At 74.4% G+C, this 20,346-nt stretch carries 25 protein-coding genes and 1 other RNA gene; 20 read left to right on the forward strand and 6 right to left on the reverse strand.

Annotation, left to right across the window (positions count from 1 at the left end; genetic code table 11):
- Positions 1 to 179: 179 nt before the first annotated feature.
- Together H9624_RS01045 and H9624_RS01050 are read left to right on the forward strand one after the other, a co-directional pair.
- Positions 180 to 671: a beta-class carbonic anhydrase gene (locus tag H9624_RS01045; RefSeq protein WP_251838054.1), complete on the forward strand. Its 492-nt coding sequence runs from the start codon at positions 180 to 182 to the stop codon at positions 669 to 671.
- 35 nt (positions 672 to 706) lie between these two features.
- On the forward strand, positions 707 to 1,120 hold the full coding sequence (locus tag H9624_RS01050) for a hypothetical protein (RefSeq protein ID WP_251838055.1): 414 nt from the start codon (positions 707 to 709) through the stop codon (positions 1,118 to 1,120).
- A 10-nt stretch (positions 1,121 to 1,130) separates the two neighbouring features.
- Here H9624_RS01050 and H9624_RS01055 read toward each other — a convergent pair whose 3' ends face one another.
- Positions 1,131 to 1,436 (reverse strand): hypothetical protein, encoded by a 306-nt coding sequence (locus H9624_RS01055; protein ID WP_251838056.1) that lies wholly within the window; start codon positions 1,434 to 1,436, stop codon positions 1,131 to 1,133.
- Between the two features lie 3 nt (positions 1,437 to 1,439).
- Positions 1,440 to 1,646 (reverse strand): hypervirulence associated TUDOR domain-containing protein, encoded by a 207-nt coding sequence (locus tag H9624_RS01060; RefSeq protein WP_251838057.1) that lies wholly within the window; start codon positions 1,644 to 1,646, stop codon positions 1,440 to 1,442.
- 133 nt (positions 1,647 to 1,779) lie between these two features.
- Here H9624_RS01060 and H9624_RS01065 point away from each other — a divergent pair, with 133 nt between their 5' ends.
- Positions 1,780 to 2,616: a formate/nitrite transporter family protein gene (locus H9624_RS01065; RefSeq protein ID WP_251838058.1), complete on the forward strand. Its 837-nt coding sequence runs from the start codon at positions 1,780 to 1,782 to the stop codon at positions 2,614 to 2,616.
- A 61-nt stretch (positions 2,617 to 2,677) separates the two neighbouring features.
- On the opposite strand, the gene H9624_RS01070 is transcribed toward H9624_RS01065, so the two are convergent.
- A complete protein-coding gene (locus H9624_RS01070) occupies positions 2,678 to 3,667 on the reverse strand; it encodes an aldo/keto reductase (protein ID WP_251838059.1) in 990 nt (329 codons plus the stop codon).
- A gap of 148 nt (positions 3,668 to 3,815) precedes the next feature.
- On the opposite strand from H9624_RS01070, the gene H9624_RS01075 reads away from it, so the two are divergent.
- The 7 genes from H9624_RS01075 to H9624_RS01105 all read left to right on the forward strand — a co-directional run bounded on the left by H9624_RS01075 (position 3,816) and on the right by H9624_RS01105 (position 9,517).
- Positions 3,816 to 4,250: an OsmC family peroxiredoxin gene (locus H9624_RS01075; RefSeq protein ID WP_251838060.1), complete on the forward strand. Its 435-nt coding sequence runs from the start codon at positions 3,816 to 3,818 to the stop codon at positions 4,248 to 4,250.
- A 227-nt stretch (positions 4,251 to 4,477) separates the two neighbouring features.
- Positions 4,478 to 5,662 (forward strand): Nif3-like dinuclear metal center hexameric protein, encoded by a 1,185-nt coding sequence (locus H9624_RS01080; protein WP_251838061.1) that lies wholly within the window; start codon positions 4,478 to 4,480, stop codon positions 5,660 to 5,662.
- A complete protein-coding gene (locus H9624_RS01085) occupies positions 5,659 to 6,396 on the forward strand; it encodes a zinc ribbon domain-containing protein (RefSeq protein ID WP_251838062.1) in 738 nt (245 codons plus the stop codon). The genes H9624_RS01080 and H9624_RS01085 overlap by 4 nt, the downstream gene beginning before the upstream one ends.
- Positions 6,397 to 6,461: 65 nt before the next feature.
- Complete coding sequence (locus H9624_RS01090) at positions 6,462 to 7,646, forward strand: histidine phosphatase family protein (protein ID WP_251838964.1); 1,185 nt, start codon at positions 6,462 to 6,464, stop codon at positions 7,644 to 7,646.
- 14 nt (positions 7,647 to 7,660) lie between these two features.
- An RNA gene (gene rnpB / locus H9624_RS01095) (RNase P RNA component class A) lies at positions 7,661 to 8,039 on the forward strand.
- Between the two features lie 161 nt (positions 8,040 to 8,200).
- Entirely contained in the window at positions 8,201 to 8,869 is a 669-nt protein-coding gene (locus H9624_RS01100; RefSeq protein ID WP_251838063.1) for a hypothetical protein, read from the forward strand.
- Between the two features lie 138 nt (positions 8,870 to 9,007).
- Positions 9,008 to 9,517, forward strand: a complete 510-nt coding sequence (locus H9624_RS01105) for a DUF1440 domain-containing protein (protein ID WP_251838064.1) — start codon at positions 9,008 to 9,010, stop codon at positions 9,515 to 9,517.
- Here the strand turns inward: H9624_RS01105 and H9624_RS01110 are convergent.
- The gene (locus H9624_RS01110) at positions 9,504 to 10,409 is read right to left on the reverse strand and encodes a class I SAM-dependent methyltransferase (protein ID WP_251838065.1); all 906 of its coding nucleotides are present in this window, start codon (positions 10,407 to 10,409) and stop codon (positions 9,504 to 9,506) included. The genes H9624_RS01105 and H9624_RS01110 overlap by 14 nt on opposite strands.
- 75 nt (positions 10,410 to 10,484) lie before the next feature.
- Positions 10,485 to 11,750, reverse strand: coding sequence for a hypothetical protein (locus tag H9624_RS01115; RefSeq protein ID WP_251838066.1), 1,266 nt, complete (start codon positions 11,748 to 11,750; stop codon positions 10,485 to 10,487).
- A gap of 203 nt (positions 11,751 to 11,953) precedes the next feature.
- Between H9624_RS01115 and H9624_RS01120 the strand changes: the two genes are divergently transcribed.
- The 10 genes from H9624_RS01120 to H9624_RS01165 all read left to right on the forward strand — a co-directional run bounded on the left by H9624_RS01120 (position 11,954) and on the right by H9624_RS01165 (position 19,581).
- The gene (locus H9624_RS01120) at positions 11,954 to 12,934 is read left to right on the forward strand and encodes an ABC transporter ATP-binding protein (RefSeq protein WP_251838067.1); all 981 of its coding nucleotides are present in this window, start codon (positions 11,954 to 11,956) and stop codon (positions 12,932 to 12,934) included.
- A gap of 1 nt (position 12,935) precedes the next feature.
- A complete protein-coding gene (locus H9624_RS01125) occupies positions 12,936 to 14,102 on the forward strand; it encodes an ABC transporter permease (RefSeq protein WP_251838068.1) in 1,167 nt (388 codons plus the stop codon).
- Positions 14,099 to 15,262 (forward strand): ABC transporter permease, encoded by a 1,164-nt coding sequence (locus tag H9624_RS01130; protein WP_251838069.1) that lies wholly within the window; start codon positions 14,099 to 14,101, stop codon positions 15,260 to 15,262. Before H9624_RS01125 ends, H9624_RS01130 begins: the two co-directional genes overlap by 4 nt.
- 29 nt (positions 15,263 to 15,291) lie before the next feature.
- On the forward strand, positions 15,292 to 15,660 hold the full coding sequence (locus H9624_RS01135) for an RNA-binding S4 domain-containing protein (protein ID WP_251838070.1): 369 nt from the start codon (positions 15,292 to 15,294) through the stop codon (positions 15,658 to 15,660).
- Positions 15,661 to 15,768: 108 nt separating this feature from the next.
- Positions 15,769 to 16,086, forward strand: coding sequence for a hypothetical protein (locus H9624_RS01140; RefSeq protein ID WP_251838071.1), 318 nt, complete (start codon positions 15,769 to 15,771; stop codon positions 16,084 to 16,086).
- A complete protein-coding gene (locus H9624_RS01145) occupies positions 16,083 to 17,462 on the forward strand; it encodes a putative T7SS-secreted protein (RefSeq protein WP_251838072.1) in 1,380 nt (459 codons plus the stop codon). The genes H9624_RS01140 and H9624_RS01145 overlap by 4 nt, the downstream gene beginning before the upstream one ends.
- Positions 17,459 to 18,097, forward strand: a complete 639-nt coding sequence (locus tag H9624_RS01150; RefSeq protein WP_251838073.1) for a hypothetical protein — start codon at positions 17,459 to 17,461, stop codon at positions 18,095 to 18,097. The genes H9624_RS01145 and H9624_RS01150 overlap by 4 nt, the downstream gene beginning before the upstream one ends.
- On the forward strand, positions 18,094 to 18,702 hold the full coding sequence (locus tag H9624_RS01155) for a hypothetical protein (RefSeq protein ID WP_251838074.1): 609 nt from the start codon (positions 18,094 to 18,096) through the stop codon (positions 18,700 to 18,702). Before H9624_RS01150 ends, H9624_RS01155 begins: the two co-directional genes overlap by 4 nt.
- Positions 18,702 to 19,277, forward strand: coding sequence for a hypothetical protein (locus H9624_RS01160; protein WP_251838075.1), 576 nt, complete (start codon positions 18,702 to 18,704; stop codon positions 19,275 to 19,277). The genes H9624_RS01155 and H9624_RS01160 overlap by 1 nt, the downstream gene beginning before the upstream one ends.
- Positions 19,270 to 19,581, forward strand: coding sequence for a hypothetical protein (locus H9624_RS01165; protein WP_251838076.1), 312 nt, complete (start codon positions 19,270 to 19,272; stop codon positions 19,579 to 19,581). Before H9624_RS01160 ends, H9624_RS01165 begins: the two co-directional genes overlap by 8 nt.
- Here the strand turns inward: H9624_RS01165 and H9624_RS01170 are convergent.
- Positions 19,578 to 20,345, reverse strand: coding sequence for an MBL fold metallo-hydrolase (locus H9624_RS01170; RefSeq protein WP_251838077.1), 768 nt, complete (start codon positions 20,343 to 20,345; stop codon positions 19,578 to 19,580). The genes H9624_RS01165 and H9624_RS01170 overlap by 4 nt on opposite strands.
- Between the last annotated feature and the right edge of the window lies 1 nt (position 20,346).

The following is a 20,346-nucleotide window of genomic DNA, read 5'->3' on the forward strand; positions in this document are numbered from 1 at the left end:
ACGTCCGCCACGTCCCCGTCGAGCCGGCCGTGCGGCCCGAGCCGTGGGACGGGGAGGCCGGGCGGACCAGGATGCGAGACGTCCCCGCGGACGAGACCGGGCCGGTGAGGGCAGGGACGAGGATGGGCGCAGCGGCCAGGCCGGCCGCGAGACGTGCCCAGCCACCGAGAGGCCGCACCATGAGCGTCACCGACGAGCTCCTCCGCAACGCCGAGGCCTACGCCGCCGGCTTCACCAAGGGCGACCTGCCGATGCCGCCGGCGCGTCACGTCGCCGTCGTCGCCTGCATGGACGCGCGGCTCAACCCCTTCGGCCTGCTCGGGCTGGAGGAGGGTGACGCCCACGTCATCCGCAACGCCGGAGGGGTCGTCACCGAGGACGAGGTCCGCTCGCTCGTCATCAGCCAGCGGCTCCTCGGGACCCGGGAGATCATCCTCATCCACCACACCGACTGCGGCATGCTCACCTTCACCGACGACGAGCTCAAGGCCCAGATCGAGGCCGACACGGGCATCCGCCCGCCGTGGTCGCCCGAGTCCTTCCGCGACCCCGCCGAGGACGTGCGCCAGTCCCTCGCCCGGATCGCCGCGAACCCCTTCGTCCCGCACAAGGACCAGGTCCGCGGCTTCGTCTACTCGGTCACCGACGGGACGCTCACCGAGGTGGAGTAGAGCGACGGCGAGACCGGCAGGACTAGCCTCTGGTCATGACCCGCACGGTGGCGGAGAAGATGGGTGTGCGAGCGGGATCCCGCGCGCACGTCGTCGGGGCGCCGGAAGCGGCGCTCGCCGCACTCGACCTCCCCGAGCTCGACCACGCCCAGGGCGGCGACCTCGACTACGCCCACCTCTTCGTCACCCGCCAGGACGAGATGCGCGCGGCCTTCCCGCCGCTGCGCGACCGGCTGGCCCCGGGCGCCACGCTGTGGGTGTCGTGGCCCAAGGGTGGGCGGCTGGGCACCGACCTCACGATCAGGTCGGTCATCGCCATCGGCTACGACCTGGGCCTCGTCGAGAGCACCTGCCTGCGCGTCGACGACACGTGGTCGGCCCTGAAGTTCACCCGTCCCAAGCCCGGGAAGGCGTACGCCAACAGCTACGGCACCCTGCCCGGCGGCTGAGACCGCCCGCTCAGCCGGCCAGGCGGTCCGCCCAGCGCCGTCCGGCGTCACCGCCCCACGCGTCCCAGGCCACGCGTCCGGGGGAGGGGAAGCCGGGCGTGTTGCCGCGGAAGCCGGGGGCGTCGCGGTCGACGACGTGCCGGGCGAAGTAGGCGTGCATCTTTGCGAGGTCCTCCTCGCTCACGTCCTCACCGCGCGCGAGCTGGTAGGCGCGGCCGCGCCCGACCTCGGTGAAGCCCTTGCCCGCCCTGCCCTCCTCGATCCAGCGGACGGCCCTGGCGGCGGCCTGCTGGACGCCCTTGGGTGGGGTGGCCACGGCTCAGCCCTCCTTCGTCAGGGCCTCGGGCCGGTGCGCGGCCCGCTTCTCGCTCTTCTCGGACTCGACGATGTGCATCGGCTCGTCCTCGCTGGCGGTGAAGTGCTGGCCCGCCAGCTGGAAGTCCTTCGTGCGGGTGTCGACGACGACGCCGTGGGTGACCCCCTGCGGCGTGTTCCACGAGACGCGGTCGCCCTGGGACAGTGCCATGGTTCCTCCGTTCCGTCGGGGCGACCACGGTGGCACAGCGACCGGCCGCCGGCACGCCCGCGAAGGCGCGCCGGCGGGTGACGTGCCACCGTGTCCAGGCCGAGAGGTGCAACCGACACGTCAGGGAGAGCGGATGAGCGAGGAACGACGCCGAGAGCTCGGCGAGAGCGACTTCCCCGTGGAGCAGGAGCTCAAGGACGCCTTCGACAAGGTGATGGACGAGGGCGCCCAGCGGTTGCACCGCACGATCCGCTCGGTCCTCATCACCGGGCTGTTCGGCGGGATGGAGGTGGGCCTGGGAGTCATGGCCTTCCTCGCCGTGCTCCACGAGACCGACAACCACCTCCTCGCCGGGCTCGCCTTCGGTGCCGGCTTCATCGCCGTGCTCCTCGCGCACAGCGAGCTGTTCACCGAGGACTTCCTCGTGCCGGTCATGGGGCTGGTGACGCGCCAGGCGAGCTTCTGGCAGCTCGTCAAGCTGTGGGTGGGGACGCTGCTGGCCAACCTCGTCGGCGGCTGGGCCTTCATGTGGATCGTCGTGCAGGCCTTCCCGCAGTGGTGGGGCACGCTCGAGGAGTCCGCCCGGCACTTCGTCGACGCGCCCTTCACGCTGCAGACCGTCTGCCTCGCGGTGCTCGGTGGCAGCACCATGACGTTGATGACCCGCATGCAGAAGGGCACGGACTCCGACATCGTCCGGGTCGTCGCGGGCCTCACCAGCGGCTTCCTGCTCGCCGGGCTGCAGCTCTTCCACTCGATCCTGGACTCGCTGCTGATCTTCGGCGCCATCCACGCGGGGGCGGACATCGCCTTCCTCGACTGGCTCGCGTGGTTCGGCTACACCGTGGTGTTCAACGTCGTCGGCGGCATCGTCCTCGTGACCGCGCTCCGCGTCGTGAGGTCCAAGGAGCTGGTCGTCCACTTCCGCGAGCGGGCGCCGGAGGACCCGGACTCCGCACACGAGCGCTGACCACGGCTGGAGCACGACGGCGCCCGACCGCCACCGGTGGCGGGTCGGGGCGCCGGGTGGCTCACCAGCGCGGGTGGATGGACTCCCGCAGGTCGCGGTCGTAGATCGTGCGGACCACGTCGTCGAGCTCGGCGGGCAGCTCCAGGGAGCCGGCCGCGGCGTTGGCCCGGGCCTGCTCGGGGTTGCGCGCACCGGGGATGACGGAGGAGACGCCGTCCTGGGAGGCGGCCCAGGCGAGCGCCACCTGCGCCGTCGTCGCCTGCGGGACGAGGAGGCGGGCGACCGAGGCGAACTCGGTGGCGGCGCGCACGCCCGTCTCGAAGTCGACGCCGGAGAAGGTCTCACCGACGTCGAAGGCCTCGCCGTGGCGGTTGAAGCTGCGGTGGTCGTTCTCCGCGAAGGTCGTCTCGGGGGTGTAGCGGCCGGACAGGAGGCCGCTGGCGAGCGGCACCCGGGCGATGATCCCGACGCCGGCCTCGCGGGCCGCCGGCAGCACCTGCTCCAGCGGCTTGAGGCGGAAGGCGTTGAGGATGATCTGGACGGTCGCGACGTTCGGGCGCGCGATCGCGGCCAGCGCCTCCTCGACCTTCTCCACGCTCACGCCGTAGGAGGCGGTGACGCCGTCCTCGACGAGCGTGTCGAGGTCGTCGAAGACGCGGTCGATGCCGTACACCGCGGTGGGCGGGCAGTGGAGCTGGACGAGGTCGAGGGTGTCGACGCCGAGGTTGCGGCGCGAGCGGTCGGTCCACGCCCGGAAGTTGTCCATCGAGTAGTTCTCGGGCTCCTGCGGCAGGCGCCGGCCCATCTTCGTCGCGACCGTGACGTCCGTGCCGGGGTTGGCGCGGCGCCACTGGGCGACGATCGACTCGCTGCGGCCGTCACCGTAGACGTCGGCCGTGTCGAAGAAGGTGACGCCGGCCTCCGCGGAGGCGTCGAGGACGGCGAGGGCGTCGGCCTCTGCGACGTCCCCCCAGTCCGCGCCGAGTTGCCAGGTGCCGAGTCCGACGGCCGAGACGGTACGGCCGGTACGGCCCAGGGTGCGCGTCTGCATGCTTCTCCTTCGATGCGGGTGGAGGGTTGCCTCCAGGCTACCGGCGCCCCTGCGATGTGCTCGTGGCGGCGCTGTGGTGGGATGGCGGTGTCGGCGCAGTTCCGGCGCCGCCGGCCCCCGGGCCGCCCCGTGTGCGAAGGAGAGACCCATGCCCAACCCCGTGGTCAACAAGGCGAGCACCGAGTGGAAGGGCGAGCTGTTCACCGGCTCCGGCACCACCACCCTGGAGACCTCCGGCAAGGCGACCTTCGACGTCGCGTGGCAGTCCCGCGGTGAGCAGCCGGGCGGGACGACCACCCCGGAGGAGCTCATCGCCGCGGCCCACGCGACCTGCTACGCCATGCAGTTCTCCAACATGCTCAAGGAGAACGGCACCCCGCCCACGCAGCTCAACACGAGCGCCGCGGTCACCTTCGTCGCCGGTACCGGCATCACCGGCATCGAGCTCACCGTCCGCGGGACCGTCGAGGGCATCGACGCCGGGAGCTTCGACGAGCTCGCCCGCAAGGCCAAGGAGACCTGCCCGGTGAGCCAGGCGCTCGCCGGCACGGAGATCACCCTCGCCGACGTCCAGCTGGCCTGACCGACACCTCACTTCCCAGCTGCGCAGCCGGAAAAGGGACGTGTGCGCGAGACGTTAGATTGCTCCACCTGCCGGAGCAATCTAACGTCTCCGCGCCACGTCTCCCCGTGGCCCGTCCGCGGCGGCCGGTGGCACCGGACGGCACGTGGTGTGCCGGCGAACGGGCATGTCGCCGCGGCCCACGGCGCGTGGCGGGGGACGTCGGCGGGCACCGATAGCCTGGGCGGATGGCGAGCACCCTGACCGTGGCCGACGTCGTCGGCCTCCTCGAGCAGCGATACCCGCCGCGGACGGCGGAGGGCTGGGACGCCGTCGGGCTCGTCGCCGGTGACCCGGACGCACCGGTGCGGACGGTGATGTTCGCCGTCGACCCCGTCCAGGCGGTGGCCGAGGAGGCGATCGCGGCCGGCGTGGACCTCCTCGTCACCCACCACCCCCTCTACCTGCGCGGGACCACCTCGGTGGCCGCGACGACGCCGAAGGGCCGGGTGGTCCACGACCTCGTCCGCGCCGGCTGCGCGCTGTACACCGCGCACACCAACGCCGACTCCGCCGCCGGGGGAGTGGCCGACGCGCTCGCCGACCTCCTCGACCTGCGCGAGCGCCAGCCGCTCACCCCGCACGGCGGCGCTGCGCTCGACACACTCACCGTGTTCGTCCCGCGGGAGGACACCACCGCCGTGCTCGACGCGCTCGCCGCGGCCGGTGCCGGCGACATCGGCGACTACGACCGCTGCGCCTTCACCGTCGCCGGCCAGGGCACCTTCCGCCCCGGCGCGGACGCCAACCCGACGATCGGGGAGCGGGGGGAGGTCGCCGAGGTGGCCGAGGACCGCCTCGAGATGACCCTGCCGCGCGAGCGCCGCGCCGCCGTCGTCGCCGCACTGCGCGCCGCCCACCCCTACGAGGAGCCCGCCTTCTCCGTCGTCGAGCACGCCACCCACCCGGCGGGGACGGGCATCGGCCGCATCGGCACCCTGCCGACGCCGACGACGCTGCGCGCCCTGGCCGAGCGCGTCGCCGCCGTCCTGCCCGCCACCGCGCAGGGCATCCGCGTGGCCGGGGACCTCGACGCCGAGGTGAGCCGGGTCGCCGTGTGCGGCGGCTCGGGCGACTCGCTGCTCGGCACCGTGCGCTCGCTGGGCGCCGACGTCTACCTCACCGCCGACCTGCGCCACCACCCCGCCTCCGAGGCGCTGGAGGCGGGTCCGCCGTACCTCGTCGACGCGACCCACTGGGCCAGCGAGTGGCCCTGGCTGCCCGTCGCGGCGGCCCGGCTGGAGGAGGACGCGCGCGAGAGCGGCGCGACCCTCCGCACCCACGTGAGCACGATCGTCACAGACCCGTGGACGCTGCGCCTCGGCGCCCCCGACAATGGCACCACGACCGACAACGAGGGAGTCACCCCGTGACCACAGCCCCGGTGGCCGACCAGCGCCGACTGCTCGACATCCAGACGCTCGACACGCGCGCCGCGAAGCTGGCCCACCAGCGCCGCAGCCTGCCCGTGCTCGAGACGATCGCCGAGCTCGAGGGCCGGCTCGAGGACCTGCGCAGCGCCCAGGTGGAGGAGCGCACCGTCGTCGGTGACATCCGCCGCGAGGTCGCCAAGGCGGAGTCCGACGTCGAGCAGGTGCGCCAGCGCGCCACCCGCCACCAGGCGCGCCTCGACTCCGGCGCCGTCTCCGCCAAGGAGGCCCAGGCGCTGCAGTCCGAGCTCGAGCAGCTCGCCCGCCGCCAGGGCGACCTCGAGGAGACCGAGCTGGAGGTCATGGAGCGCCTGGAGGAGGCCGAGGCCCGCCTCGCCGAGCTCGGCGAGCAGGAGGCCGCCATCGCCGCGGACATCGCCCGGCACGTCGCGGCCCGCGACGCCGAGTGGAGCACCATCGACGGCCAGCTCGAGTCGGTCGCCCGGGAGCGCGCCGCCGCCGCGGAGCGGACCGACGCCGGTCTCCTCGCCCTGTACGACCGTGTCCGGGAGCGCACCGGTGGCCTGGCGGCCGTCGCGCTCTACGGGTCGCGGACCGAGGGCACCCAGCTCGACTTCTCGCTCACCGAGCTCGACGCCATCCATGCGGCGCCCGCCGAGCAGGTCGTCCAGCACGAGGACTACGGCTACATCATCGTGAGGATGGAACCGAAGTGAGCCAGGCCAGCCTCTTCGACGCCGAGCCCCTCGCCACCGCGGCGGAGGGCACGGCCGAGCGGGGGCTGGTCGCCTCCGGTCGCGTCCTCGTCGTCGAGGCCGACGGCGGCTCCCGTGGCAACCCCGGCCCGGCGGGCTACGGCGCGCTCGTCCGCGAGGGCGAGTCCGTCCTCGCCGAGCGGGCCGAGTACCTCGGGGAGTGCTCGAACAACGTCGCCGAGTACAGCGGCCTCATCGCCGGCCTGCGGGCGGCCGCCCGGATCGACCCGACGGCGCAGGTGGAGGTCCGGATGGACTCCCGGCTCGTCGTCGAGCAGATGTCGGGCCGCTGGAAGATCAAGCACGCCGACATGCGGCGCCTCGCCGACGAGGCCCGCGCCATCCTGCCCGCCGGACAGGTCACCTACACCTGGGTCCCGCGCGCCGAGAACGGCGCCGCCGACGCGCTCGCCAACGCCGTCATGGACTCCCGCGGCACCATCGCCACCGACCACACCGACGGCGCACCGCCACCCGGGAGCGCAGGTCCGGTCGACAGCTCAGCTGTGACCGGAGACCCCCTTCCCGCCGACAGCTCAGCTGTGACCGGAGACCCCCTTCCCGCCGACAGCTCAGTTGTTACTGGGAGCCTCCCCGCCTCCTCCGACGACGACGACGACGAGGAGCCGCCGGTCCCCGACGTCGACACGGAGGCGCCCTCGCTCGCGGACCCCGACGCGATCACCCTCGTCCTCGTCAGCCCGGGCTGGACCCCGCGCGACGGCGAGGAGGACCCCGAGCTCACCGACGAGGGGATGGAGCTGGCGGGTGCCGCGGCCGCCGTCGTCGACACGATCGGCTTCACGCTGTGGCCGCACCTGGCCCGTCCGAGCGTGCTCCTCGCCTCCCCGCTCGTGCGGGCCCAGCAGACCGCCGAGCTCATCAGCGAGGTCGCCGACCTCGGCATCCCCACCGTCGACGACGACTTCGCCGCCGCCGCGCCCGGCGAGTCCCGCGCGGAGGTCGCGGTGCGCGTCGAGCGGGCGCTGGCCCGGCTGGACGAGACCTGCGGCGGCTGCACGGTCGTCGTCGCCGCCCACGCCGACGTCATCGCCGCGGTCATCGGCACGGTCGTCGAGGCACCCACCGAGGCCTGGGACGTGTTCCGCATCGCGCCCGGCACGATCAGCGTCGTGCGCCGGTGGAGCGGACGCGGCGAGGTCCACGTCATGGGCTGCCCGGCGCAGCTGGTGGGCACCGAGGTCGGCTAGACTCGGCGGGCGGATGAGTCGGCCAGGCGGTCGCGGCGCCCCTCGGGGCGACGAGGAACGTCCGGGCTCCGCAGAGCAGGGTGGTGGGTAACGCCCACCCGGGGTGACCCGCGGGACAGTGCCACAGAAAGTAGACCGCCGTCGCAGCCTCCGGGCCGCGGCGGTAAGGGTGAAAGGGTGGTGTAAGAGACCACCAGCGTGCCGGGTGACCGGTGCGGCTAGGTAAACCCCACCCGGAGCAAGACCAGACAGCAGGCGCCTGAGGGCTGCTCGCCCGAGCCTGCGGGTAGGTCGCTGGAGGCGTGCGGCAACGTACGTCGTAGATGGATGGCCGCCACCGCGGACCGGCAACGGGCCGCGGGACAGAACCCGGCGTACCGGCCGACTCATCCGCCCTGCGGGCCGGTCCGCGACCACGCAGCGACGCGTCGTCCACAGGTCTCCCCCGTGCTCGCGTCGTCCACAGGCCGCGCTCCGGCGGCCACGCGCGTCGGCGGGCCGCGACATCCTGGGTCTCACCGGCGGTCTGTCCGCCGTGATCCGCAGGAGGTCCCATGCGAGTCCGCCCAGCCACCGTCACGGTCATCGCCCTCGTGCTCGTGCTCGCCGGGTGCGGTCCCGGACCCGAGCCCCCGTCGGAACCGCCGTCCCCGACGTCGAGCCCGAGCCTCAGCGTCGAGCCGCCCACGACTCCGCAGCCAGAGCCGGACACCGCCGCCGGTCCCGAGGGGCCGACCCTGCCGCCGGAGCTCGCCGCACGCATGCCGCCCGAGGAGGAGATCGACGGCCTGGTCCTGGAGGCCGAGGCGGCCTACGTCGACCACCGTGCGGCGTACGACGCCGCGGCGAGCACGGGGTTCACCGACCCCGACCTGGTCGAGACGCTCTTCGCCACGGCCACCGGTGACGTCCTCGACGCCCTGGAGGCGGAGGCCACCGCCCTCGCCGGGGTCGGCCGGGTGGTGGACGGTCGCGCCGAGGTGCTCGGCACGGAGCTGCACTCACTCCTCGTGCCGGAGGAGGACGGCACGGGGTTCGGTGTCGCGCTCGGCGTGTGCCTCCACATCGAGGGCGCCCTGGAGGAGAGCGACGGCTCCGTGGTCTACGAGCTCGACGGCGAACCGGTCCATCTCGTCGTGCGGCTCACCGTGCACGAGGGGACCTGGCGCGTGGCCACCCAGAGCGTCCAGGAGGGCCCGTGCCCCGAGGGACTCGGTCCGTGACCGCGGTGGGTGCTGCAGTGAGCGGGACGCTCGGCCGTCGTGGTCCGCGCGCCGCACGCGCGCCGCGCTGCGGGCGCGCGACGGCACGCACCCGCGACTACCGTCGACCACGAGCACCGCCTGGACCGGGGAGGAGACATGCGCACGGACCTCGTCCAGGACGCCGCAGCGACCGTGGTCGCCGGCGTGGGCGCCTCCTGGGTGATGAACCGGACGACGACCGCCTTCCAGTCACGGCAGTCCGCGGAGTCGAGGCGACGGGAGGAGGAGGCGAGCAGCGACGTCGCCTACGCGGCGCTCGTGCAGCAGGCTGCGGGCCTCGTCGGCAGACGGCTCAGCCAGGGGGCGGCGGAGCGGCTCGGCCTCGCCTTCCACTACGCCATGGGGACGGTCCTCGTCCCCGGCTACGTCCTCCTGCGCCGTCGGCTCGGGCTGCGGCCGGTGGCGGCGGGGCTCACCCTGGGCCTGTCCGTCTCCGTCGTCGTCGACGAGGTCGCCAACCCGCTCGTGGGCTCCGCGGCGCCGCCTCAGGACTACCCGCTCGCGTCGCACCTGAGAGGGCTGGTCGGGCACATCGCCTTCGGGCTCGCCGTGCCCGCGCTCTACGAGGCGACCACAGCGGTGCTCCGCCGGCTCAGGCGTCCTTGACGGCGGTGATGCTGTAGGTGGTGGGCACCTTCTGCCGCACCGGTTCGGGGAAGGCCCAGTCCGGCCCGACCGGCTCCATGAGCGGGTGCCCGAGCCACGGGCACGTCTGCTGCTCCCCGAAGCTCGTGAGGCACAGGCCCGCACCCAGCAGCGCCTCGATGACCTCGCTGAGGGAGTGCGGGTACTCGTAGGTGCGCGGGTGGGCGATCGCGCGGTCGTCACCGGTGTAGGACGTCTCCTCGTCCCACACCTGCGCCAGCCCGGTGGGGAAGTAGCGGTAGCGCACCTCGAGGAGGTCGTCGCGTGCGTCGTCGAGCGTGTAGAGCATCGGGTGCCCGTCCCGGACGAAGAACGTGCCGCCCGGGCGCAGCAGCCGGGCGACGCTGCTCGCCCACGCCGTGAGGTCGCGCAGCCACGTGAGCACGCCGATGCTCGTGTAGACGACGTCGAAGTCGGCCGTGACGGCGTCGGCCGCGTGCTGGGCGTCCGCCTCGACGAAGGTGGCCTCCAGCCCGCAGCGGTCGGCCAGGTCGCGCGCGATCTCCAGGCTGCGCGGGGACAGGTCGACGCCGGTGACCCGGGCTCCGAGCCGGGCGAGCGACAGCGTGTCCGTGCCGACGTGGCACTGGAGGTGCACGACGTCCAGGCCGCGCACCGTGCCGCCCGGCAGGTGCGGCCCGAGGATGGCGAGGTCGTCGCGGGCGACGTCGCTGATCCGCTGCGGGTCGGCGACGAAGCCGGGAAGGTCGTACATCGCGGAGGCGGCGTGGATGTCGGCGCGGTCGTCCCAGTTGGCCCGGTTGGCGAGCAGGGCGTCCTCGGGATCGACGCCGACGTCAGCGCCCGCCAGGGCGTCGGAGGGCCGGTCGCCGGCCGGCGGCAAGGTGCTCATCGCCGGGACGGTACAGCCACGGTGGCCAGCCACCCAGCGGTTTTCGCCGCCCGGTGGCACAGGCCTCGCACGACCTCAGCGCGCACCGGCCGGCGCGGTGAACCGGGCGAGCGTCACCACGTGCTCGCCAGCGTCGTCGTCCAGCTGCGTCCACGCGAGGAAGGGCCCGCCGCAGACGGTGGTCCCGTCCCCGGGGACCGTGGGCAGCGCGCTCACCTCTCCGGTCGCGGGGTCGAAGACGTAGGTCGTGGACGGCCCGTCGGCGGGGGAGGCCGCCCACACGACGCGCTCGGCGCACACCGCGAGCGACCAGGGCACGACGCTCGTCCCAGGCACCGCGAGGAGGCGCTGGACCTCCGGCCCCTCGGTCGTGCCGACGAAGACGTCCGCCTCGTCCGTCCAGGCGACGACCTCCCCGCCGCCGGCGGCGAGCTCGAGGACCGGGGCGCCGTCGAGCTCCACGAGGGTCCGAGCGTCGCCGCCCGGCGTGACGTGGTCGATGCTCGTCCCGGCGGCAGGCTCCTGCGCGTCGCCGTCCTCGTCCACGCCGACGACGTCCCTGTCCTCCAGGCGCAGCGTGACCCAGCCGTCGGCGACGCCGGCGGGCATCGTCGCGAGCTCCGCCTCGACCCGCAGCTCCCCGCCGGACACCGGCACGGACACGAGCCGGGTGCGCAGGGTGCCGTCCTCCCGCGCCTGCACCGTCTCCCAGCCGACACGGTCCCCGGACGCGGTGAGGCGCGGGTGGCCCGCGAGACCGGCCCGCTCCGTGTCGGGGACCACCTGCTCCGAGCGGGCCAGGAGCACCGGGGCACCGCCCGCGCTCGCGAACACGCGCCAGTCGGTCGTGCCGACCTGCACGCCCGTGGTCTCGTGCCACGCCGGGGACTCCCCGGCGAAGGTCCCGCTCACCACCTGCCGGTGCGCGTCGCCGGCGACGAGATCCTCCGTGCTCCCCAGGGGGTCCAGCCCGTCCTCGGTCCACAGGTGCACCGGCGTCGTGGCGAGCAGCTCGAGCGCGCCGGCGTCGAAGGAGCCGGGGGCGAAGGTCGAGACGAGCACCTCCCCGGACGGGGAGACGGCGCTGGGCGTGACGGTCGGGTCCTCGCCCTCGCGGTAGGACAGGGTGCGGACGACCTCGACACCGGCCTCGGGGGCGTCCTGCGGCGCCGGGAGGCTCAGCTCGGTGACTGACAGCGGGGACCCGTCCGGCCCGGAGAAGCCCGACGCGGCCGGCGCCGCGCTCCGCTCCGGGGCGACTGCCGCCGGCTCCGCGCCGTCACAGGCGCTGACAGCGAGGACGGCGAGCGCCCCCAGGGCCACCAGGCGGTGTCGTGGCACGTGCTCCCCCTGTCGTCGGGGCGCCGGCGGCGCCTCATCGGCACAGTAGTGCTGCGAGCGCGCCGCAGGGGCCGGTTCACGACGGCGGCCTGCAGCCGGCCCACCTCGACGCCGACGGCCGGCGCGGTGCGGGATACGTCCGCGTGGGCGTCCCGCGCTGTGTCACGATGAGCCGCACCGACCCCCCACCGGCAGGAGCTCACGTGACGAGCGACGTCGCCCACCGCCCCGCCGAGCCGCGCACGGGCTCCCCGGTCCTCGAGGTCACCGGTCTCGTCCGCCGCTTCGGTGACCTCACCGCCGTCGACGGCGTCTCCTTCCGGATCGCGCCGGGGGAGACCTACGGGCTGCTCGGCCCCAACGGCGCCGGCAAGACGACGACGATCTCGATGGTCGCCGGCCTCCTCGCGGCCGACGACGGCGAGGTGACCGTGGGCGGGCGCCGCATGGGGCCGCGGGAGGTGGAGCCCAAGCGCTACCTCGGCCTCGTCCCCCAGGACCTCGCGATCTACCCCGAGCTCACGGCCCGGGAGAACCTCCAGTTCTTCGGGCGCCTCCACGGCCTGGGCGGCGCGGCCCGCAAGCGCCGCACCGCCGAGGTGCTCGACCTCATCGGCCTCACCGACCGCGCCAAGGACCAGACGAAGGAGTTCTCCGGCGGGATGAAGCGCCGGCTCAACATCGGCATCGGACTGCTCCACAGCCCCGAGCTCCTCATCCTCGACGAGCCCACCGTGGGCGTGGACCCGCAGTCCCGCAACGCGATCCTCGAGTCCGTCGAGGCGCTGTCGACCGAGGGCATGGCCGTCCTCTACACGACCCACTACATGGAGGAGGCCGAGCGCCTCTGCGACCGCATCGGCATCATCGACGCCGGTCGCATCCAGGCCGAGGGCACCCGCCAGGAGCTCATCCGGATCATCGGTGAGCTCGACGAGATCCGTCTCGTCGGCACCGGGGACGCCGCCGCCGCGGCCACCGCGCTGCGTGAGCTGCCCGCCGTCGAGAGCGTCGTCGCCGAGGGACGCGCCCTGGTCCTCCACCTGCGCGAGGCCCCGACGGCGGTGGCCGGGGTCGTCACGACCGCCGGCCGCAGCGGGATGGAGCTGTCGGACGTCGAGATCACGCGCCCCGACCTCGAGTCGGTCTTCCTCCACCTCACCGGCAAGGCACTGCGGGACTGACATGCGACCGCTCCTCACCATGGCCGCCAGCGACCTGCGCCAGCGCGTGCGCGACCGCTCGGTCCTCATCATGGGCGTGCTCGTGCCGGTGGCCCTCATGTTCGTCATGAACCTCGTCTTCTCCGGCAGCGACGCCCCCGAGCTCGGGGCCGTCACCGTCGCGGCCGCCGTCCCCGCCGAGGACGAGCTCGCCGCCACCCTCCTCGCCACGCTCGAGGAGATCGAGGACTTCGAGGTGACCGTCGAGCCCGTCGCCGCCGACGACGTGCGTCCGCTCGCCGAGTCCGGTGACGCGGCGCTCGGGATCGTCGTGCCCGAGGGCTTCGGGGAGGCCGTCACGGCGGGTGAGCCGGTCACGGTCGAGCTCGTCGAGGGCGACGGCGCGGGGCTGGAGACCGACGTCCTGCTCCTCGTCGTCCGCGGCGTCACCGAGCAGATGACCGCCGGGACCGTCGCCACGCATGCCGGCGCCGCCGTCGGGCTCCCCGACGAGGCGGTGGGCGAGGTGGGCCGGCAGGTGGCCCAGGCGCCCCCCGCCGTCACGACCGTCGAGGGCACGACGGCGACGGAGCAGCTGGACCCGGCCGCCACCACCGTGGCCGGGCAGGCCGGCCTGTTCCTCCTGTTCACCGTGGGCTTCGGCGTGCTCGCCCTCGTCAACGAGCGTGAGCAGGGGACACTCGCGCGGCTGCGGTCGATGCCGATCCGCCCGGGCCTCATCGTCGGGGCCAAGGCGCTGTCGAGCTACGTCCTCGGGGTCGCCTCCACCCTCGTCCTCCTCACGGCCGGGACGCTGCTGTTCGAGGTGGACTTCGGCTCCGAGCCGGTCGTCCTCGTCCTCGTCCTCAGCGTCGTCGCGGCGGCCACCTCGCTCATGTTCGTCGTCGCCCGGGTGGCGCGCACCGCCGAGCAGGCCGGGGTCGCGCAGGCGATCCTCGCCGTCGTCCTCGGGATGGCCGGCGGTGCGTTCTTCCCCATCGCGGCGGGCGGGCTGGCCGCCACGCTCCTCGACCTCAACCCGGTCTCCGCCTTCACCCGCGCGCTCGGCATCACGGCCGGCGGCGGGGGACTGGCCGACGTCGCCGGGCCGGTGGGCATGATGCTCGCCTTCGCCGCCGTGCTCGCGCTGCTCTCGCGGCTCGTGCCCGACCGCGGGGTGACGTCATGAGGGCGCCGCTGGCGATCGCCGGCACCGAGCTGCGCCGCTTCGCACGGGACCGCTCGAACATCTTCTTCGCGCTCATCTTCCCGCTGCTCCTCGTCGTCGTCATCGGGCTGCAGTTCGGCGGCGGCGGACCCTCGGGCCGGGTGGCCCTCACCGGCAGCGGCGGCGAGCTGAGCACCGCGCTCACGGCCGAGCTCACCGACGCCGGCGGCACGGTGACCGCGACCGACCCCGAGGAGATGCGCGAGCTCGTCGCCCGCGGCCGGGTGGACATCGGCCTGCTCGTCGACGCCGACGCCGAGGAGGCCTTCGCGGCCGGCGCCCCCGCCGAGGTCGAGCTCATCTCCTCCTCCGACGCCGGCTCCCCGGCGGCCGCCCAGCTCGTGCGCACCGCCCTGCAGACCCTGTCGCTGGACCGCGCCCAGCTCACCGCTCTGGCCGACGCCGGCGTCCCCGCGGCCGAGGCGGACGCCGCGCTCGCCGAGGCACGGGAGGCGGTGGCCCCGGTGGAGCTGCGCGCCGTCGACGTCGACGAGATCGCCCAGGAGCTCGGCGGCCTGGGCCAGTTCGACCTCGGCGCCGCGACGATGGTGCTGCTCTTCGTCTTCCTCTCCACGCTCGGCAGCGCGGTCACCCTCATCCAGTCCCGCCGCCTCGGCGTCCAGGGGCGGGTGCTCGCCGCGCCGGTGTCCGGCGCGCAGGCGATCCTCGGCCAGGTCCTCGGCCGGTGGGTCATCGCGAGCTTCCAGGGCCTGTACATCATGGTCGCCAGCGTCCTCATCTTCGGCGTCGACTTCGGGGACGTCGGCCTGGCGCTGCTCATCGTCCTCGTCTTCGGGCTCGTGGCCACGGGCGCGGCCATGGTGCTCGGCTCCCTCATGGACCACGAGGGCGCGGCCAACGGGGTGTCCGTAGGACTGGGGCTCGTCCTCGCCGCGCTCGGCGGGTGCATGTTCCCCCTCGAGCTCATGCCCGACACCCTGCGCACCGTCGCCCACGCCACCCCGCACGCCTGGGGCTACGAGGCCTTCGCCGAGATCCAGCGCCACGACGGCGGCCTGGCCGACATCGCGCCCCAGCTCGGCGTGCTCGCGGCGATGGCCGTGGTCCTCATCGTGCTCGGCGCCTGGGCGCTGCGCCGCAGCGTCGCCCGGGCCATGTAGCCGGCGCCGGGCCCGCGTAGCATCGGTCCATGGCCGAGGACTCCGTGCGCGTGGACAGCTGGTTGTGGGCGGTGCGGATCTTCAAGACCCGCAGCCAGGCCCAGGCCGCCTGCCGCGGCGGGCACGTCCGCGTCGACGGTGACCGTGCCAAGCCCGCGACGCTCGTCGGCGTCGGCACCCGGGTGGTCGTGACCGGCGGGCCGCTGGAGCGCACCGTCGTCGTCCAGCGGCCGCTGCGCAAGCGCGTCGGCGCTCCGGTCGCCGCCCAGGCGATGATCGACGAGACCCCGCCGCCCCCGCCGAAGGTCGAGCAGGCGGCCGTCCCGGTCCGTGAGCGCGGCGCCGGCCGACCCACCAAGCGCGAGCGGCGCGACCTCACCCGGCTGCGCGGCTACTAGGGGGAGTTCTCCCCATGGGGAGAACCGTCCCGGCGCGCCCGGGTGCGGTAGAAATGTCGCAGCACGTCCCGACGGCGCGAGCCGTCCCGACTCGAGGATTGGCAGGACATGCCCGACGTACAGGTAGACACCGAGCTTCTCAAGGAGGCCGGTGCACAGCTTCGCAACGTCGTCGAGACCTTCACCTACGCGAAGGACGACGCCCACGCGCTCGCCGACCACGTCGGCCACGGCGGCCTGGCCAAGCGCGTGCGGAACTTCGCCGACAACTGGCAGAGCCGCCGCCAGGACATGCTCGAGACCATCGGCACGCTCGGGGACGTCTCCGAGGGCGTGGGCATCGCCTTCGAGGAGTGGGACGCCGAGCTCGCCCGGGCGATCACCGTCGACGTGGAGACCACGGCCGGTCCGGTGGTGGCACCGTGACCGACTGGAGCCCGCTCGGCTGGTACGAGAACCCGGTCCCGGGATCTCCCGACCTCGTCGAGGACGGGGCGGCCGCGATGGCCGACGTCGCGACGACCATCTCCGAGGCCGCCAAGAACCTGCGCAGCATCGCCGACTCCGAGGGCCAGGTGAGCCTCGCCGTCGACGCCTTCCGCGAGCGTGCGCTGGAGGTGGCCGGGCAGATCGAGCTCGTCCACGACCGCTACTCCGGCGCCGCGGACGCACTGTCCGGGTACGTCGAGCCCCTGCGGTCGGCGCAGAGCCTCGCCCGTGAGGCCCTGGAGGAGGCGACGGCGGCCCGCACGGCGCTCATGACCGCGGAGACCGACGTCTTCAACGCCGAGCAGAGCCTCGCGTACACCGAGCCGGACGACATGGACCGCGCCAACGAGACGCTCAGCGACGCCTACACGGCCCGCGCCGGGGCGCAGCAGGCCCTGGACGACGCCGTCACCAAGCTCAACACGGCGATCGGGAACCGCGACACCGCCGCCGAGAGCGCGATGGCGCTCATCGACGAGGCGCTGGAGGCCAACGGCCTGGACGACAGCGGCTGGCGCCAGTTCCTCAACAAGAACGCCGAGCTCCTCGACGGGATCGCCAAGGGGCTCGCCATCGCGGGTGCTGCGCTCGCGGTGGTCGCCATGTTCATCCCCGGCGTCAACATCCTCGTCGGTCTCGGCATCGGGCTGGGAGCGGCCGCGATCAACTTCGCCCTCGCCGAGAACGGCAACAAGGGCTGGGAGGACTTCGCGTGGGACGTCGTCGGGCTCGCCACCCTCGGGGCCGGCAAGCTCGTCGGTGTCGCCATGCGCGGCCGGGCCGCCGCCCGCGCCGCCCAGGTGAGCAGCAGCCGCTCCAACGTGCTCGCGGGACCGGCTGTCCCGCGCGGCCGGACGATGCCCCACGGGCGCCACCGTCCCGGCGGGCGGGCACGCAACCGCCAGCGCAGCCAGCGCATGGCGGCGGGACGCCAGGCGCAGGCGGCCGAGTACGCGCAGATGACGTCCCGGCCCTCGTGGAGCGTCCTCCAGCCGTCCTCGATGATGAGCGCCGCGCGGCACAACATCTCCCAGAACGGCTGGAACGTCCTGCGCGCGGGAGGCGGCGACGCCTACCAGATGTCCTACTACAACGCGATGCGCGCCCCCGGCATGGGAGGCGGTCAGGCGGCGGCCGGCATGTCGCAGATGGCCACCGTCAACGGCACCCTCGCCAACGCCGCGACGGCCCACACCCTCATCGGGGCGGACCTCTCCGGCTTCCCGCGCCCCGGCGCGGACTGGGTGGGCGGGCAGCTCGACTCGCTCATCAGCGACCAGCCGCTCCAGGACGACGTGACGAGCCGCCGGTGACCCGCGCCCTGCGCCGGCTGCTCGCCACGCCCACCCGCCAGTTCCAGGTGGTGGGCGTGCTCGTCGTCGCGGTCTTCGTCTGGGTGTCGCTGCCCGTGCACGCCGGCTCCGCGTGGCTGCCGCGCGGTGGGCTCGCGGAGACCTTCGCGGACCTCACGGCGGGGGACCTCACCACCCGCTTCGTCTCCTTCTACCTCTACCTCGTCGTGTGGGGCGGCATCGTCGCGAGCTGCGCCCTGGCCGTGTGGGGCGCCGCGCTCGGGGTCCACTCGGCCGTGGGTGCCTGGCGCCAGGCCGTCACCGGCGGGGTCCCGAGCGGTGAGGACCACGTGCCGCCGATCCTCGCGTTCTGGGGCTCGGTGGTGCTCGGGGTGCTCACCCACCACGTCTCGGCCAACGTCGCGCCCGTGAGCACCGCGCCGTTCTGGGACGACGTCTACGGCGCATCCCTGCCGGCCGTGCTCCTGTGGGCGGCCACCGCGCTGCTCACCGCCCTCGCGGCGCTGCACCGCGCCGTCTTCAGCCGCCAGGGCGAGCGCGAGCGTGAGCGGCGCCGCGCGGAGGGACGGGAACGGGCCGCCGAGCGCCGTGCCGCCGCGAAGGACGCCCGCCGCGTGGGGCGGGACGGACGATGACCGCCACCGCCCAGCAGGGCCGCTTCACCCTCGTGCTCCCGCCCGGATGGTCACGCATCCCCCTCGGGACCGGCTCCGTCGCCGCCGTCCGCGCCGTCGTCGACCGTGCGGTGGCCGGCCTGGACGACCGGCGCGCCGTCGACGTGCGCCGCCGTCTCCACCAGCTGCTCAGCGAGCAGGTGCAGGCGGCGCGCGCCCAGTCCGGCGTCGAGCTCTACCTGCCCACCGAGCAGGTCCACGGCATCAGCGTGCCCGCCTCCGTCGTCGTCAGCCTGCCGCCGGTGGGGTCCGACGCGGACCCCATGGACCTCCTCCTCGCCGTCGCCGCCAGGCGCCCGGGCGCCCAGGTCGTCGACGTCGGCGGCAAGCCGGCCGTGCGGACCGAGGAGCGCCAGGCGTCCGCCCCGCTCGGCGAGTCCTTCGCGGAGACGCAGGCCGCCGCCCGGCAGATCGTCCACTTCCTCGCCGACCCCGACGACCGCAGCCGCTACGCCGTCGTCTCCGCCACCGTCCTGGAGTCGACGGCGGAGGGGGGCGCCGCCGTGGCGGACGCCGTCACCGAGCTCGTCGACGCCCTCGTCTCGACCTTCCGGTGGGTGGGCTGATGCGCACGCTCGTCCTGGGCGTCGACCCCGACCCCGAGCTGTGGGTGCGGGTGCCCTCGCGCTACCCCGACGACGACGCCGCCACCCCCGAGGAGTGGGCCCGCACCGTCGCCGTCGAGCGGGGCGCCGACTCCGCCGAGCTGCTCGAGCGGCTCCTCCTCGACCTCGCCCTCAGCGAGCAGCGGACCGCGGACGGCACCGCGTACCTCTACCTGCCCCCCGACGGGGCCCCGATGCAGAAGGTGCGGCTGCGCGCGCTGCCGACGGCCGAGCTCGGCGCGGCGCTGCCGGGCTCGCCGCTGGACACCGCCGAGGACACCGTCGAGGCCGAGCACCTCGGCCGGGGCACCCGCAGCATCGTCGCCGGACTGGCGCACGAGAGCACCGCGGACCTCCTCGTCACCGTCGTCTACCGGTGGGACGTCGAGTGGGTGAGCGTCCTGCTCACCATGGCCACCCTCAACCCCGGAGAAGCCGTCGCGATGATCGAGACCCTGGACGAGCTGGCCCACGACATCTGGGTCGAGGACGAGAGCGGGGAGCTCGTGACGGTGACGGAGGCGGCCGGTGCCTGAGCGTCCGGACGAGAAGGCGGGCAAGCTGCCCTACGACGTGGCGGCCGCGGCCGTCCGCGCCGGGGATACGGCGTACCTCACCGACGACGAGAAGGACATGGTCGGCGCCGGCGGGGGCGGGTGGACCATGGCCGCGCTGTTCCTCGGCATCTTCGGGCTCGGCCCCCTCGGGCTGGTGGCGGGCGTCTACGCGCTGCGCCAGCAGCGGACGTCCTCGTGGCTGGCGACCGTGGGCATGCTCCTCAGCGGGGTCCACACCGTCCTGCTCGCGCTCGCCCTCGTCCTGGCGGTCGCGACCGGCTAGCGCCTCTCCGCGCCCAGCCGCGCCGCCTGCGCCACGTGCTCGGCGCGCACCCGCGGCTCGCCCAGCCGCGCGTCGAGCGGGTCGACGCCGGCCGTGAGGTCGTCGAGGTAGCGGTGGTCGGCGTCGATGCGCCGGCTCGCCTCCGCGCCGTCGGCCACCCGCCCGTGCCCCGGCACGACGACGTCGCAGCTGGCCACGACGTCCGCGAGCCGCTGGAGGGACCGGCGGTAGGCGTCCACCGCGTCGTCGTCGTCGTCGAGGAGCGGCACCTCGACGTCGGAGAGCATGTCCCCGGCCACGAGCACGCCCTCGCCGGGCAGGTGGAGGCTCGCGTGCCCCGGCGCGTGACCGGGAGTCGCGACGACGGCGGCGCGCAGGCCCGTCCACGGCAGCTCGGTCGTGTCCGGCGGCAGGGGCGTCGTCCCGCCGACGACGTCCCACCGGTGGCCGGGCAGGTCGCGGGCCGCCTGCGCAGCGAGCTCCTCGTCCGTGCTCGCGACGGCGGCCCCGGGCGTGGCCCAGCGCGGCACGTCCGGCAGCGCCTCGGACCACAGCACGTGGTCCCAGTGCGGGTGGGTGGAGAAGGCGGCGGCCACGTGCCAGCCGCGCCCGGTGAGCTCGCCCTGGAGCGAGACGAGGTCCGCGGGGGTGAGGGCGGGGTCGACGAGGAGGCACGCGCCGTCGTCGGCCACGACGACGCTCGAGGTGGTGAGCCAGGTGGGGGAGGTGGTGACCCAGACGCGCGCGGAGACCTGCTCGAGCACG

It is taken from the genome of Oceanitalea stevensii (assembly GCF_014837105.1).
Classification (GTDB): domain Bacteria; phylum Actinomycetota; class Actinomycetes; order Actinomycetales; family Actinomycetaceae; genus Oceanitalea; species Oceanitalea stevensii.

Bases quoted from the DNA above. Each gene is read 5' to 3' on its own strand.
- H9624_RS01135 (WP_251838070.1), top strand. From the start codon at position 15,292: ATGGCCGAGGACTCCGTGCGCGTGGACAGCTGGTTGTGGGCGGTGCGG.
- H9624_RS01060 (WP_251838057.1), bottom strand. From the start codon at position 1,646: ATGGCACTGTCCCAGGGCGACCGCGTCTCGTGGAACACGCCGCAGGGG.
- H9624_RS01160 (WP_251838075.1), top strand. From the start codon at position 18,702: ATGCGCACGCTCGTCCTGGGCGTCGACCCCGACCCCGAGCTGTGGGTG.
- H9624_RS01045 (WP_251838054.1), top strand. From the start codon at position 180: ATGAGCGTCACCGACGAGCTCCTCCGCAACGCCGAGGCCTACGCCGCC.
- H9624_RS01070 (WP_251838059.1), bottom strand. From the start codon at position 3,667: ATGCAGACGCGCACCCTGGGCCGTACCGGCCGTACCGTCTCGGCCGTC.
- H9624_RS01065 (WP_251838058.1), top strand. From the start codon at position 1,780: ATGAGCGAGGAACGACGCCGAGAGCTCGGCGAGAGCGACTTCCCCGTG.
- H9624_RS01140 (WP_251838071.1), top strand. From the start codon at position 15,769: ATGCCCGACGTACAGGTAGACACCGAGCTTCTCAAGGAGGCCGGTGCA.
- H9624_RS01075 (WP_251838060.1), top strand. From the start codon at position 3,816: ATGCCCAACCCCGTGGTCAACAAGGCGAGCACCGAGTGGAAGGGCGAG.
- H9624_RS01050 (WP_251838055.1), top strand. From the start codon at position 707: ATGACCCGCACGGTGGCGGAGAAGATGGGTGTGCGAGCGGGATCCCGC.
- H9624_RS01155 (WP_251838074.1), top strand. From the start codon at position 18,094: ATGACCGCCACCGCCCAGCAGGGCCGCTTCACCCTCGTGCTCCCGCCC.
- H9624_RS01110 (WP_251838065.1), bottom strand. From the start codon at position 10,409: ATGAGCACCTTGCCGCCGGCCGGCGACCGGCCCTCCGACGCCCTGGCG.
- H9624_RS01105 (WP_251838064.1), top strand. From the start codon at position 9,008: ATGCGCACGGACCTCGTCCAGGACGCCGCAGCGACCGTGGTCGCCGGC.
- H9624_RS01080 (WP_251838061.1), top strand. From the start codon at position 4,478: ATGGCGAGCACCCTGACCGTGGCCGACGTCGTCGGCCTCCTCGAGCAG.
- H9624_RS01100 (WP_251838063.1), top strand. From the start codon at position 8,201: ATGCGAGTCCGCCCAGCCACCGTCACGGTCATCGCCCTCGTGCTCGTG.
- H9624_RS01125 (WP_251838068.1), top strand. From the start codon at position 12,936: ATGCGACCGCTCCTCACCATGGCCGCCAGCGACCTGCGCCAGCGCGTG.
- H9624_RS01130 (WP_251838069.1), top strand. From the start codon at position 14,099: ATGAGGGCGCCGCTGGCGATCGCCGGCACCGAGCTGCGCCGCTTCGCA.